At 71.4% G+C, this 13,974-nt stretch carries 10 protein-coding genes; 6 read left to right on the forward strand and 4 right to left on the reverse strand.

All coding sequences use genetic code 11. From position 1 onward, the window contains the following. Positions 1 to 4: 4 nt before the first annotated feature. From ACIRSU_RS09945 to ACIRSU_RS09955, 3 genes are all read right to left on the reverse strand, one after another. Entirely contained in the window at positions 5 to 1,054 is a 1,050-nt protein-coding gene (locus tag ACIRSU_RS09945) for a CaiB/BaiF CoA transferase family protein (protein ID WP_403791461.1), read from the reverse strand. A gap of 93 nt (positions 1,055 to 1,147) precedes the next feature. Beyond that, complete coding sequence (locus tag ACIRSU_RS09950) at positions 1,148 to 2,347, reverse strand: acyl-CoA dehydrogenase family protein (RefSeq protein WP_403790424.1); 1,200 nt, start codon at positions 2,345 to 2,347, stop codon at positions 1,148 to 1,150. Between the two features lie 23 nt (positions 2,348 to 2,370). Then, positions 2,371 to 3,936, reverse strand: a complete 1,566-nt coding sequence (locus ACIRSU_RS09955; protein ID WP_403790426.1) for a class I adenylate-forming enzyme family protein — start codon at positions 3,934 to 3,936, stop codon at positions 2,371 to 2,373. Positions 3,937 to 4,108: 172 nt separating this feature from the next. Between ACIRSU_RS09955 and ACIRSU_RS09960 the strand changes: the two genes are divergently transcribed. Next, complete coding sequence (locus ACIRSU_RS09960) at positions 4,109 to 4,705, forward strand: TetR/AcrR family transcriptional regulator (RefSeq protein ID WP_403790428.1); 597 nt, start codon at positions 4,109 to 4,111, stop codon at positions 4,703 to 4,705. Between the two features lie 48 nt (positions 4,706 to 4,753). Here ACIRSU_RS09960 and ACIRSU_RS09965 read toward each other — a convergent pair whose 3' ends face one another. Further along, positions 4,754 to 6,106, reverse strand: a complete 1,353-nt coding sequence (locus tag ACIRSU_RS09965) for an MFS transporter (RefSeq protein ID WP_403790429.1) — start codon at positions 6,104 to 6,106, stop codon at positions 4,754 to 4,756. Between the two features lie 197 nt (positions 6,107 to 6,303). Here ACIRSU_RS09965 and ACIRSU_RS09970 point away from each other — a divergent pair, with 197 nt between their 5' ends. From ACIRSU_RS09970 to ACIRSU_RS09990, 5 genes are all read left to right on the forward strand, one after another. Further along, positions 6,304 to 7,491, forward strand: a complete 1,188-nt coding sequence (locus ACIRSU_RS09970) for a serine hydrolase domain-containing protein (protein WP_403790431.1) — start codon at positions 6,304 to 6,306, stop codon at positions 7,489 to 7,491. A gap of 176 nt (positions 7,492 to 7,667) precedes the next feature. Beyond that, a complete protein-coding gene (locus ACIRSU_RS09975) occupies positions 7,668 to 9,899 on the forward strand; it encodes an MMPL family transporter (protein WP_403790433.1) in 2,232 nt (743 codons plus the stop codon). A 126-nt stretch (positions 9,900 to 10,025) separates the two neighbouring features. Further along, positions 10,026 to 11,558: a streptophobe family protein gene (locus tag ACIRSU_RS09980; protein ID WP_403790435.1), complete on the forward strand. Its 1,533-nt coding sequence runs from the start codon at positions 10,026 to 10,028 to the stop codon at positions 11,556 to 11,558. A gap of 71 nt (positions 11,559 to 11,629) precedes the next feature. Then, positions 11,630 to 12,376, forward strand: coding sequence for a response regulator transcription factor (locus ACIRSU_RS09985; RefSeq protein ID WP_403790437.1), 747 nt, complete (start codon positions 11,630 to 11,632; stop codon positions 12,374 to 12,376). Continuing rightward, positions 12,373 to 13,911, forward strand: coding sequence for an ATP-binding protein (locus ACIRSU_RS09990; RefSeq protein WP_403790439.1), 1,539 nt, complete (start codon positions 12,373 to 12,375; stop codon positions 13,909 to 13,911). The genes ACIRSU_RS09985 and ACIRSU_RS09990 overlap by 4 nt, the downstream gene beginning before the upstream one ends. The last annotated feature ends 63 nt before the right edge of the window (positions 13,912 to 13,974 follow it).

Raw genomic sequence — 13,974 nt, forward strand, 5'->3', positions numbered from 1 at the left:
AAACCTATGCCGACAGGTCGCCGATGAGGTCCTCGGTGTGTTCGCCGAGGGCGGGGGCCGGGCGGCGGAAGGTCTCGTGGCCGGCTCCGAAGACGACGGGGAAGCGAGCCTGGGGAGTGCCTCCTTCCTGGGAGTAGAAGAGGTTGCGGGCGGAGACGTGAGGGTCGGTCAGGAGGTCGGTGGGACGGGTGAGGACCGGAGCCCAGGGGGCGTCGATCTCCGTGAGGCGCTGGTGCCACCAGTCGTAGTCGCGGGCCGCGAAGACGCGCACCAGAAGTGCGTGGACCTGTTCCTTGGCCGCCGTGCGGTCGGTCCGGCGGTCGTAGGCGGGCGTGTCCAGTTCGGGGAATTCCACGGCGAGTTCGGACCTCAAGCCGTGCCAGAACTTGTCCTCGAAGGTCGCCAGGGACAGCAGGCGGCCGTCGGCCGTGGTGAAGACGTCGTTGTCGCCCTGGACGAGTCCCGCGGCCAGGGGGTCCTCGAACCCGAGGAGGGGGAGGGCGAAGAGTGAGCACCAGGCCGTGACCGACTCGGTAAGGGAGACGTCGATGTGCTGCCCCTCGCCGTCCCCGGTCAGGGCTGCGGTCAGGGCGAGGGCGGCGTGCAGGGCGCCGGCCAGGTCGCCGACGCGGACGCCTGGCCGGACGATGTTGCCGTCGAGGCGGCCGGGGACGGCGAAGAAGCCGGAGAGGCCGAGGAAGTTGAGTTCGTGGCCGGGCTTCGCGGCGTACGGGCCGGTCTGGCCGTAGCCGGTGAGGGAGCACAGGACGAGCCGCGGGTTCGTCTCGTGCAGGGTGTCGAAGCCGAGGCCGAGACGGTCGATGGCTCCGGGGCGAAAGCTCTCGACCACGGCGTCGGCGGTGCGGGCGAGCCGCAGGAAGGCATCCCGGCCCCGGCCGGTGCGCAGGTCCAGTGCCACGGAGCGCTTGTTGCGGTTGAGCGCCTCGAACAGGGGCGGTGCGAAGCGCAGTGGGTCGCCGCCGGCCGGGTCCTCGACCTTGATGACGTCCGCGCCGAGGTCGGCCAGCATCGACGTCGCGTACGGGCCGGGCAGGAGTCGGGAGGTCGAGGACGCGCTTGCCCGTGAGGGCCGACCAGGGCGGGGATGCGGCGGTCATGGTGGAGGACGCCTTCTGGACGGTGTGGATCAGTGGTTGAAGGCCAGGAGCTTGGCGATGCTGTTGCGCTGGATCTCGGAGGTGCCGGTGAGGACACGGAACATGCGGATCTTGCGGAACAGGTACTCGATCTCGTTGCCCTGCGTGAGCCCTTCCTTGCCGTGGATCTGCACGGCCTCGTCGAGGATGCGGAAGGCGGACTCGGCGACGAACAGCTTGCACATGAACGCCTCGGCGTGGACCTCACGGCCCTCGTCCAGCGCCGCCAGCGCGTTGTACGTCATGGAGCGCGCGGCGTACAGCTCGGTGGCCATGTCGGCGACCTTGTGCTGGATGGCCTGGAGCATGAGCAGTGGCTGACCGGCGACCTGCCGGGTCCGGGTGCGGTCCAATGTCAGTTTGACGGCGCGGCGGGTGGCGCCGAGCACGGTGGGGCAGTGCAGGAGGCGGTTGGTGGTCACCCGGCCGAGCGCGATGCGCATGCCCTTGCCCTCCTCGCCGAGGAGGTTGGCGGCGGGGACGAAGCAGTCGTCCAGGACGATGTCGCTCTCGATGTGCTCGCCGGACATCGGGGTCGCCCCGTCCTCGACACGGCAGCCGGGGCTGTCGAGGTCGACGAGGAACGCGGAGAACAGCGGCTTGTCGCCCTCCTCCTCACCGGTACCCGCCATGCGGGCGACCACGATCGCGAAGTCGGCGAAGGGGCCGGCCGAGGAGAACACCTTGTGTCCGGTGAGGCGGTAGCCGTCCCGCTCGTCGTCGCGGACGGCGACGGTGCGCATGGAGCGGACGTCGGAGCCGGCGTCGGTCTCGGTGAGGGAGAAGCAGCAGGCCCGCTCGCCGCGGATCAGCGGCAGCAGGTACGTCTTCAGCTGGTGCTCGGTGGCGTGCTTGAGGATGTCGCCCGCGCGGAGCGGTCCGCCCATGTCACCCAGGACGCTGTGGGACAGGACGCGCCCGCTCGCGCCCACCTCCTCCTTCAGGGCGGCGAGCTGGGTGTACGTGAGGTTCTGACCGCCGTACTCCTCGGGCAGGTGGATCCCGTAGAAGCCGAGTTCGCGGCTGCGGCGCCAGACCGGTTCGAGGTCGGCGCGGGTGAGGCGGCTGGCGGGCGTGATGCCGCGCTCGCGTTCGTAGTCGGCGAGCTCGCCTCCGAGGTAGTCGCGCAGGCGGTCGACGAGTTCGGCGGTGCGCGGGTCGTCGTAGGTGGGAAGGAGGGAGAAGGTCATCAGGGACTCCGTGGTGCGGTGGGTCAGTTGACGCGGCGGGCTGCGTTCGCCCAGTACGGTTCGCGGACGGCCTTGCGGTCGAGCTTGCCGTTGCGGTTGTGGGGGAGTTCGGTCACGAAGTCGACGGAGCGGGGCTTCTTGAGGCGGTCGAGGCGGTCCGCGCAGAAGGCGATCAACTCGTCGGACGTGGCAGTCGCCTGGGGATGGAGAACGACGACGGCCTTGACGGCCTCGCCCCACTGCTCGTCGGGCACGCCGACGACGCACGCCTCCTGGACGGCCGGATGCTCGTACAGGGCGGCCTCGACCTCGGTGCAGTAGATGTTGAAGCCGCCCGAGATGATCATGTCCTTCTTGCGGTCGACCAGGAACAGGTAGCCGTCCTCCCGCATCCACGCCAGGTCACCGGTGTGCACCCAGCCGTCGCGGAACGTCTCGGCCGACAGCTCCGGTTCCTTCCAGTACTCCCGTACGCAGTCGGGACCGCGCACGATGACCTCGCCGACCTCGCGCGGGGCGAGCTCGCGGCCCGCCTCGTCCACGACCCGTATCTCGGTGTCGTACGTGGGCCGCCCGCACGACTGGAGCAGTTCGTCGTCCTCCTTGACCGCGTGGGCGATCTCCTCGGAGCTCAGTCCCGCGACCACGCTGGTGGTCTCGCCGAGGCCGTAGCCCTGGGCGACGACGGGACCGAAGAACGCGACCGCGTCGCGCAGGCGCTGCGGCGAGATGGGCGCGCCGCCGATCCGCACACTCGTCAGGGAGGAGAGGTCGTACCGTCCGGCCTCCGGGTGGGCGAGGACCATGTTCACCATGGCCGGCACCAGGAAGGTGGTGGTGATGCGCTCCTTCTCCACGGTCTCCAGGAAGCTCTGCGGGCTCCAGGTGGGCAGAACGTACGTGGTGGAGCCGCCGAACACGCCGGCCAGCAGGCCCATTCCGGTGGCGTGGGTGATGGGCCCGCAGGCCAGGTAGCGGGTCCCGGGGCGGGGCCGGGACTCGTCGGCCATCAGCAGCTTGCGCATGTTCGCGAGGCGGTTGCCGACCGTCTGGACCGCCGCCTTCAGGGCCCCGGTGGAGCCGGAGGTGAAGTTCAGGACGCACGGCTCCGACTCGTCGACCTCGACAAGGAACCGTGCCTCGTCGCCCTCGGCGAGCAGCGCTTCGTAGGACACCTCACCCGGAGCGGCCTCGTGCGGGGCATCGATCGGGACGGGCAGACAGTCGGTGCCGGCGGCGGCGATCGCGGCAAGCGCGTCCTCGCGGTGCGCCGCGTCGAAGACCAGGGCCCGTACGGGGGCGTAGCGCAGGATGTGCTCGATCTCGCCGCGCCCGAGCCGGGCGTTGATCGGGGCGCGCGTCAGACCGGCCTTGTACAGGGCGAATTCGACCTCCACGAGCTCGCCGCGGTTCCACGCGAGTGAGGCGACGGCGTCGCCGGGGCGCAGTCCCCGGGCGGCCAGGGCGGAGGCCAGGCGGTCGGTCGCGCCGTCGAGTTCGGAGAAGTTCCAGGAGCGGTCGCCGCACACGAGGGCGGGGGCCTGGGGCCAGTAGCGGGCGCTGCGTGACAGGTAGGTGCCGAGGTTCATCAAGTGACCTGCTTCCGAGCGGAAGGTGGGAACGCCGGGGTGGCGTGGCGGCCGACCCCGCAGAGAAACTGAATTCATCGTTCAGTTACATACAGCTTGTTCAGTAACGTGTGAGGTGTCAAGAGTCCTTAGACTGGGCACGCACGCGGAGCGACGATCGAGGAGGGGCCCGATGGCCGAGGACAGAAGGACGAGACGGTCACGCCGCGCCCTGGGGGCTGCCCTGGTCGAGCTGGTCCTGGAGCGCGGCTTCACCGCGCTGACCGTGGAGGACATCACCGAGCGGGCGGACGTGGCGCGCGCCACCTTCTACGCCCACTTCCGGGACAAGGAGGACCTGTTCGCCCGGGTGACGGCCGACCTCCTGGAGGAGCTCGGCGAGCGGCTCGCCCCCGCCGTGGCGGACAGTGCGATCGGCTTCACGGGCAAGCCGGTCCTGGAGATGCTGCGGCACGCGCGCGAGGAGCGCGACCTGTACCGGATCGTGCTGCGCGGCGACGGCGACGGCAAACCGCTGCAGATGTTCACGGACGCCTGCGCGAAGGCGACCGCGGACGAGTTCCGTGCCCGTGCGGAACGCAACGCCGTCCAGCCGCGCATCGACCCCGATCTGCTCGCCCGGGTGTGGGTGGGCGAGCAGATCGCAGTGCTGCGCTGGTGGGTCGAGCAGGAATCGCCGTCCCTGCCCGCCGAGGAGGTCGTGCGCATGCTCCTCGACCTGGCGCTGCACGGGCGGTACTGGGCCAGCGGCTTCGAACAGCCGGCCTGAGCCGTACGGCGGGCGGCGTGCGGTCGCCCGCCGATCTGACCGCTTACCTCATCGCACGGGATCAGCTGCGGCGGTCCCAGTCAGTCGCCGTGCGTCATGCTCCGGCCGGAGGGCGACCAGCGCCACGAGCCCGCAGGTCGCCATGACGACGGCGGACAGAAGAAACGACTGGGTGTAGCCGGCGCTCTGCGAGGAAGCGGAGTCCAGGAGATGCCCGGTCAGGTACGGGGCGATCACCCCGGGCAGGGTGCCCATCGCCGCGACGATGCCGAAGACCGCCCCCCGCTGCTGCGGAGGCGTCACGGCGGAGGCCGTCATGTAGTGCAGGGGGAAGACGATGGCGTGACCGCCGAACGCCAGGGCGAGCAGCACCAGCCGGCTCGCGCCGCCGACGAACGGGAAGGCGGCCATGGCCAGCGCCGCGACCGTGACGGCGATGCCCTGCGGGGCGCCGCTCGACCACCGGCGCGAGAGGCCGCGCCGGTGCAGGAGATCGAGGAGCGGGGGCACCGACAGCAGCAGGACGAGGCTGAACGCGGAGACGACGCTGATCAGCGTGGCCGCCGCGCCGGGCGTCATGTCGAGCTGCGTACGCAGGTAGACGGGCAGCCAGGCGTGGCTCAGCGCCATCGCCCACGAGGCGCCGAAGGCACTGGCGATGCTCCCGAGCACCGTGCCGTTCAGCAGCAGACGCCGGTACGGCAGTCGCTGTCCGACGGGATACGCGTGCGCGGTGCCGGCGGGCGGGCGTCCACCGCGGGTGTGTTCCTCGCCGTACGGGCCGTCGTGCCCCTGCCGCCACCACACCAGGCTCCAGGCCAGGCTGGCCGCCGCGAGTGCCGCGAACGCGGAGCGCCAGCCGAATCCGGTGATCAGCCACGTCAGGACCGGCGCCGCGATCAGCATGCCCAGCGCGGCACCGCTGATCTGCAGGGCTGAGGGAAGGCCGCGCCGGTCCTCCGGGAACCACTTGTACAGGGCGTGCATCGACATCGACGCTGCCGGCCCTTCGGCTGCGCCGAGCAGCATGCGCCCCGCGATCAGGGCCGGCACCGACGCCACGAACAGCACCGGCAGCTGGGCCACCGCCCACAGGGCGGCCATCGCGAAGAGCAGAAGCCTGCTGGAGACCCGTGCGGAGACGAAGCCGACGATCAGCCCGGACAGGCTGAACAGCACCGCGAACGAGCTGGAGATCAACCCGTACGAGCTGTTGCTGATGCCCAGCTCGTCCATGATCGGCACGGCCGCGAGTCCCAGGACGGCCTTGTCCGCGTAGTTGATGAGCATGAACGTCACGATCAGCGCGGCGATCAGCCAGGCCCGCCGCCGGTCGAACTCAGGCTGCGGTGGTGCTCCGGCGGGCTCGCGGGGCGGTGCGGACGGGGGCGGTTCGGCCATGGGGAACTCCTGCGGCTCGGCGGGGAAGGGCGCGGAGGCGGTGCGAACGGGCCGATCCGGTGGGGCGGTCGACGGTTCACGCGGAAACGCGCATGGCAGGCGTACGGCGATCGACGTCGAGGTCTGTCGCCTGCTGCTGAACAGGTTGTACGTTAACGGCGTACTTGTTCAAGACCTCTGCTGTACGGAGTACGCACATGACCGACCTGATCCGACTCGGTGATCTCTCGTGGACCCGCGGCTACACGGACCCCGCCTGGATCCGCCGCTTCACGTCCGCGGGCCGCGAGCTCACCCCCAGCCGCCGCGTGTGGCGCGGCTCTGAGCCCGCCCGGCCCCTGCCCGAGCGGCCCGCCGATCTCGACGCACTCGACATCGAGCTCGGCGGCTCCACGTTCAAGCTGGAGGACCTGTTCGCGGCGGCCCAGACGGACGCGTTCCTCGTGATGCACCGCGGCGCCGTCGTCCACGAGACGTACCGGCACGGCACCGAGGCGCACACGCCGCACTTCAACGCCTCGGCGGCCAAGTCGTACATCGGCCTGATGGCGGCGACCCTGGCGCACCAGGGCCAGCTGGACCGATCGGCTACGGCATCGGCCCACGTTCCCGAACTCGCCGGTACGGCGTTCGGCGACGCCACGATCGAGGACCTGCTGCACATGGGCACCCAGGTCAGCTACGCCGGCCGGCCCTTCGACAAGGCGATCGAGGCACAGCGGTACTTCGCCGTCATCGCCCCGCAGCTGCGGCCCTACGGCTACAACGGCCCCACGACCATCCGCGAACACCTCCTGACCGCCCGCGCCACCGGCCGCCCGGGCACCGAGTTCCGCTACGAGAACGGCAACGTCGAGACGCTGGCCGAGGTCCTGCGCCGGGTCACCGGCCTCACCACCTCCGCGCTGCTCAGCGAGATGATCTGGTCGAAGATCGGCGCCGAGGAGGACGCCTACTACATCCTCGACGGCGACGGCGCCGAGGCGGCGTGCGGCGGCTTCAGCGCCACGGCACGCGACGTCGCCCGGCTCGGCGAGATGCTCCGCTGCGGCGGGGCGGTCGGCGACCGGCAGGTCGTACCCGAGGAAGTGGCGACGACGATCACCAGTGGCGTCCCCGACGGCTATCCCCGGCGCGTACGGTTCCCCGCCGCACCGCCCGACTCGCCGGCCACGCTCTCGTACCACGACCTGTGGTGGATCCCGAACGACCCGTACGGCTCCTACCTGGCCAGCGGCATCCACGGCCAGCGGCTCTTCGTCTCACCCGGCCTCGACCTCGTCGCCGTCCACTTCGGCTCGCAGGTCATCTCCCCGGACGTGCCGGTCGCCCCGCTCGTCCAGGCGTTCCTGCGGATCGGGACCCACCTCGAATCGACTCGGTGAACTTCCTGTGAATCAGGCCGCGGTGACAGCGGTCCTGCCGTGGATCCGGGCGTCGGCCCCTGCTGTGGCGCCCGGATCTCTCAGGAAGTTCCCAGAATCTCTCCGGAGGTGATCAGGGCGGGCTGACAGCGTCACAACCTGTTCCGATACGCCTCGACCGACGTGGAGCGTTCGCTGTGGCCACATTCCTTTCCCGGCTGGGCCGGTTCTCCTTCCGGAGGCGCTGGCTGGTCGCGTTGCTGTGGGTGGTACTGCTCGTGGGAACGGGGGTGATGGCCGGGAGGGCCCCCGCCCCGCCGCCCAACGACTTCTCGATGCCCGGCACGGAGGCGCAGCAGGCCTACGACCTCCTGGACAAGAACTTCCCCGAGCTGAACGCCGACGGCGCGACGGCCCGGGTCGTGTTCCGGGCGGAGGACGGCAAGATCACCGACCCGGAGGCGAAGAAGGCCGTCCAGGAGACGGTCCGGGAACTCGGCGGTGACCCGCAGGTCACGCGGGTCACCGACCCGTACGCCACCCGGTCGGTGAGCGCTGACGGCTCCACCGCCTACGCCCAGGTCTCCTACGAGGTGCCCGCCTCGAAGCTGGAGGAGGGCTCGCGCACCGCGCTGCAGGAGACGGTGGAAAAGGCGGGCTCGACGGAACTGCAGGTCGAGGTCGGCGGCAACGCCGTCAACGCGGTCGCCGGCGGTCATTCCTCCGAGGCCCTGGGCCTGGCGGTGGCCGCCGTGGTGCTCGTCATCACCTTCGGCTCACTGCTCGCCGCCGGGCTTCCGCTGCTCACCGCCGTCCTCGGCGTGGGCATCGGCGGACTGGCCATCAAGGTGCTCGCCGAACCGCTCGGGCTCGGATCGACCACGAGCGGTCTCGCCACCATGATCGGCCTCGCGGTCGGCATCGACTACGCCCTGTTCGTCGTCTCCCGCTACCGCGCCGAGCTCGCCCGCGGCCGCAGCCGTGAGGAGGCGGCCGGGCACGCGGTCGGCACCGCCGGATCGGCGGTCGTGTTCGCGGGCCTGACCGTGGTCATCGCCCTCGCCGGGTTGGCGGTGGTCGGCATTCCGCTGCTCACGCAGATGGGCCTGGCCGCGGCCGGCACGGTCGTCATCGCGGTGCTCATCGCCGTCACGCTGATCCCCGCGCTGCTCGGGATCTGCGGCCGCAAGATCGGCCCGCCCCGCGCCAAGCGGCGCCGCGGCGGGGACGACAGCCCGAAGCCCGCCATGGGTGTGCGCTGGGCCCGGTTCGTCGTCCGGCGACCGGTCGCCGTCCTCCTGGGCGGCATCGCCCTGCTCGGCGCGATCGCCGTGCCGGCGGCGTCACTGCAGATGGGCCTGCCGGGCGACGAGAGCAAGCCCGCCTCGACGACGCAGCGCCGCGCGTACGATCTGCTCGCCGACGGCTTCGGCCCCGGCTACAACGGCCCGCTCACCGTCGTCGTCCAGGCGGAGGGAGGCGGCAGCGCCAAGGCCACCGCACAAAGCGTGGCCGAGGACATCCGCGACAGGAAGGACGTCGCCGCCGTCGGACAGCCGAGGCTGAGCAAGTCCGGCGACACCGCCGTCCTCAACGTCATCCCGGCGACCGCGCCGTCGAGCACCGAGACGGCCGACCTCGTGCACGCGCTGCGCGACCCGGCACTCGCGAACGACAGCGACGCCCACGTCCTGGTCGCCGGATCGACCGCGATGAACGTGGACGTCTCGCAGAAACTGTCCGACGCGCTGCTCCCTTACCTGGGACTCGTGGTCGGCCTGGCGTTCCTGCTGCTCATCGCCGTCTTCCGCTCCCTCCTCGTCCCGCTCAAGGCAGCCCTCGGCTTCCTGCTCTCCGTCCTCGCCGGCCTCGGCGCGGTCGTCGCGGTGTTCCAGTGGGGCTGGCTGTCCTCGCTGTTCGGCGTCGCGGTACCGGGACCGGTGATGTCGATGATGCCGATCTTCATGGTGGGCGTCGTCTTCGGACTCGCCATGGACTACGAGGTGTTCCTCGTGACCCGCATGCGCGAGGCATACGTCCACGGGCAGTCGCCGAAGGAGTCCGTGGTCAGCGGATTCGAGCACAGCGCACGCGTGGTGACCGCGGCGGCCGTGATCATGATCTCGGTGTTCGCGTCCTTCATGGGCAGCGACGAACAGATGCTCAAGACCATCGGCTTCGGTCTCGCCGCCGCCGTCCTCTTCGACGCCTTCGTCGTCCGCATGGCGATCGTCCCGGCGGTCCTGGCTCTGCTCGGCCGGCGTGCATGGCGGCTGCCCCGCTGGCTGGACCGGCTCGTGCCCGACCTGGACGTCGAGGGCGAGCGGCTTGAGCGGGACCAGAGTGACGCCACGACCGGCACCGCGGAGACGCCGTCCCAAGGTCCCGACAGGGTCGCCGAATCCGCGGGAACCGGCACCGGCAACTGAGCCCGTGCCCGTGACCGGGTCCCGTGAGCCCCGGTCCCGCGCCCGAGTCCACGGGGCGGCGACCCCCTCCCGCTGCCCCGTACCTCTCTCCCGTACCCCGTCATGTCGTACACAGGAGCCTGCCCCATGTCCTCTGCCCCGCCGTCCCCCCGTCCCCCCGGCTCGCCCTGGCGCCACGCTCTTGAAGGAGCCCTCTCTGTCGCGACCGCCGTTTTGGCGATGACAGCTGCCGCATGGGCGGCGCTCACAGTCCTCGGCGCCGGAGCGATCGCCCCCGTCTCCCGCCTGGTGCCGACGATGGTGAGCATGGCCGTGGGCGGCGGCGTCACCTTGGAGTCGGCGCCCTCCGCCGAGTCCGCCGACGGCGGCGGACTCGGCGGAGGGCTGGGCGGCGGTCTCGGCGGGCTGCTCGGGGGACTGGGCGGCGGCGGTGGAGGCCTGAGCCTCGGCCTGGCCGGTGAGGCGGCGATGACGCCCCTGATGCTGACGTTCCTCGGCACGGCCGTCCTGGCGATCGGCTTCTTCCGGCCCCTGCGCCGACGGCAGCGGCCCACCCCGGCGCTGCTGTGGGCCCGGTGCGGCGGTGCGCTGGTGACCTCGGTCGTGGTCCTCCCGATACTTGCCGGCATGGCCCAGGGCACGGCCCGGCTGCCGGAGAGCGTGACGGAGCGCTTCGGCAAGGGCGCCTCGTCCGGGGCGTTCAGTCGGTTCGGAGGCGGCGGGGGCGGAGGCCTTACCAAGGGCCTGTCGTCAGTGATGTTCGACGCCGACACCCCGGCGACCGTCTTCTTCGGCCTGCTGTGGGTCGGTGCCGTCCTCGCCCTCGGCTGCCTCGTGGCCCGTCGTACGACCCTGCCGCGCCCGGTCGCCCTCAGCCACCTGCGCCTGAAGTGGAACGCCGTCACCTCCACCCTGACCGGGATCGGAGCCGTGCTGTGCTGTTCCACGCTGGTCCTCGCGCTCCTGGCCGGGGTCGCGGCCCTGACCGGCCGGGACCAGGCGGCCAAGGCGGCGGGGCTGCTGCTCCTCCTGGGGCCCAACCTGATCGCCGTCCTGCTCACCGCCGGCCTCGGCACCTCCTGGCAGGCGGGCATGGAACGAGTGCAGCCCGAAGGCGGCGGGATGCTCGGGATGCTCGGCGGCATGGGTGCTCAGGGCGACGCGGCGGGCTCGGACAAGTCCGTCGACCTCGGCGGTTGGTCGGGCGTCGGAGTGCCGCTGTGGCTGCTCGCCATGGTTCTCCTGCTCCTCCTGCTGGTGATCGCCGGGTACGTGGCCGCCGCCCGCACCCCGGCCCGTACCCCGCGCGAGGACTCCGAGGCACTGCTCGACCGCCACGCGGAGATCGCCCTGCGCACGGGCATCGTGGTGGGCCTCTCGGCCCTGCTGCTTCCCCTGCTCGCGCACGGGTCGGTACGGATCGGCATCAGTCTCATGGGCAAGGAGATGGGCGGCATGACCGCGGGACTGGACGGAGCGATGGGCCTGTCCGCACTGATCGGCTTCGTCCTGGCCGCCCTCGCCTCGTACGCCGGCAGCCGCCTGCACGGTCGACGCGCCCGGCGTTCGGGCATCGCCCCACAGCGGCCCGGCAACACGAACCGACGGACGGCCGCCGCCCGACCCGCCCGGCGGGTCCCGTCGGACACGGTGTCGTGAGCCCCGTGTGATCTCCTGAGAAGGTCCCCTGTCAGCCCAGTCCCCAGTCCGTGAAGGCGGCGATCCACACCATGGCGGCATCCGCACCTACCCCGCACTCCGTGGGTCGCCCCGGCCGGCACCACCTGCTCGTCGTCGACGACGAGCCGACCGTCCGGGAACTGCTGCGCACCGCACTGAGCTATGCCGGCTTCGACGTCGACGCCGCCGCCACAGGTCAGGAGGCCCTCGACCTCGCCGCGGCTCGCACGCCGGATCTCGTCCTGCTCGACGTGATGCTCCCGGACATGGACGGCTTCGAAGTGATCCGCCGCCTCAGGGCCAAGCCCCGCTCGCCCCTGCCCGGCCGGGGCGGCGACGTGCCCGTCCTCTTCGTCACCGCACGGGACGACCGCCAGGACAGACTCCACGGCCTGCGTCTCGGTGGCGACGACTACGTCACCAAACCCTTCGACCTGGAAGAACTCATCGCCCGCATCCACGCCGTCCTGCGCCGCACCCAGGGCGAGCGGCCCGCCCGGATCACAGTCGGCGACCTTGAACTGGAACCCGACAGCCACCACGTCACCCGGGCGGGACGGACCGTGCGACTGTCACCGACCGAGTTCCGCCTGCTGCACTTCCTCGTCGCCAACGCCGAACGGACCATGACGAAGAACCAGATCCTTGACGCTGTGTGGGAGTACGACTTCGGCGGCGACCCCAGCATCGTCGACACCTACATCAGCTATCTGCGCCGCAAGGTCGACCGGGTCGAGCCCAAACTGATCCACACCATCCGAGGCGTGGGGTACGTGATCCGCGAGCCCCGGCCGTGAAGCAACCGACGTGGTGGCCGACCAAGAGGCGCCCGAGCAGGCTGTCCCTCCGCACCCGCCTGCTGTGCCTGTCCATCGCACTGGTCGCGGTCGGTCTCCTCGGCACCGGCGTGATCGTCACCACGGCCCTGCGCGGCTACCTCGAGGACCGCGTCGACGACCGGCTCGTCCTCACCGGGCAGATCGCCGCCCGCCTCGCCCCGCCCGCAGGCACCGGCACCCCGCCGAGCGTGCAGGCCCTCAACGTCCTCGGCGACACCACCGTGACGTATCTGGACAACGAGGGCGCCACCACCAGGGAGTTCGAGACGAGCACCGTACCCCCGGGCGGTGGCCCCGAACTCCCGCCCCTGGACCGTGCGGCCGTCCTCGCCCACGAAGGCCGCCCGTTCACCGTGCCCGCGAAGCACGGCGACCACGAGTGGCGGGTCATCGCACTCACCCAGCCCGCCCAGGTCTTCCCACCGGAAAGGGCGGAGGACCGGGGCAGCGTCGTCGTGGCGACCTCCCTCGACGAGGTCGACCGCACCGTCACCAAGACCCGCAACCTCTCCCTGACCGTGGGTGCCGCCCTGCTCGCCATCCTTACTGCCGCCGGCTGGTTCGCCGTCCGCTCCGGGCTGCGCCCCCTGACCCGCATCGAGGAGACCGCGACGGCGATCACCGCCGGCGACTACTCCCACCGCGTCCCCGAACTGGCCGCCCCGCACACCGAGGTGGGCCACCTGACCGCCTGTCTCAACCAGATGCTCGACCGGATCGACACCGCCTTCCAGGCCCGCGCGGAAGCCGAGGCGCGCACCCGGCGCTTCTTCGCCGACGCCGGCCACGAACTCCGCACCCCGCTCGTCGGCATCAAGGGCTACACCGACCTCTACCGCATGGGCGCCCTGCCCACCCGCGAGGACGTCGACCAGACCATGACCCGGATCGCCGCCGAGTCCGAACGCCTCACCCGCCTGGTGGAGGAGATGTTCCTCCTGGCCCGCCTGGACGAGGACGCGGTCGCCGCCCGCGAACCCGCTCTCGATCTCGACGTCGCCCCCATGGACCTGCGCACCCTGGCCGCGGACGCCCTCCACGACGTACGAGCCCTGGACGCGACCCGCCCCGTGACCCTCACGGGTCCAGGCGGCGGAAGGCCCGCCACCGCCCCCGCCGTCGCCGACGAGGCCCGGCTGCGCCAGGTCGTCACCAACCTCATCGGCAACGCCGTCACCCACACCCCGCCCGGCACCCCGATCCGCATCGGCGTCGGCACCGTCGCCGACCGGGCCGTCCTCGAAGTCGCCGACGAGGGCCCGGGCCTCACCCCCGCCGAACGCGACCACGTCTTCGACCGCTTCTACCGCACCGACGACTCCCGCGCCCGCACCACCGGCGGCTCCGGCCTCGGCCTCGCCATCGCCCACGCCCTCGTCACCGCCCACGACGGCCGACTCACCCTCGACACCGCCCCCGGCCAGGGCTGCACGTTCCGCATCGAACTGCCGCTGCCCGACGCGTCACAGCCAGAAGCGGACGGCAGCGGGTGAAGCACCGTCCGTGTCACCCTCTGCGATGGGTCCCGAAGGCGGTGCGCCGTAGAGACAGTGGCG

The organism is Streptomyces sp. NPDC101160, from assembly GCF_044768205.1.
Lineage (GTDB): Bacteria > Actinomycetota > Actinomycetes > Streptomycetales > Streptomycetaceae > Streptomyces.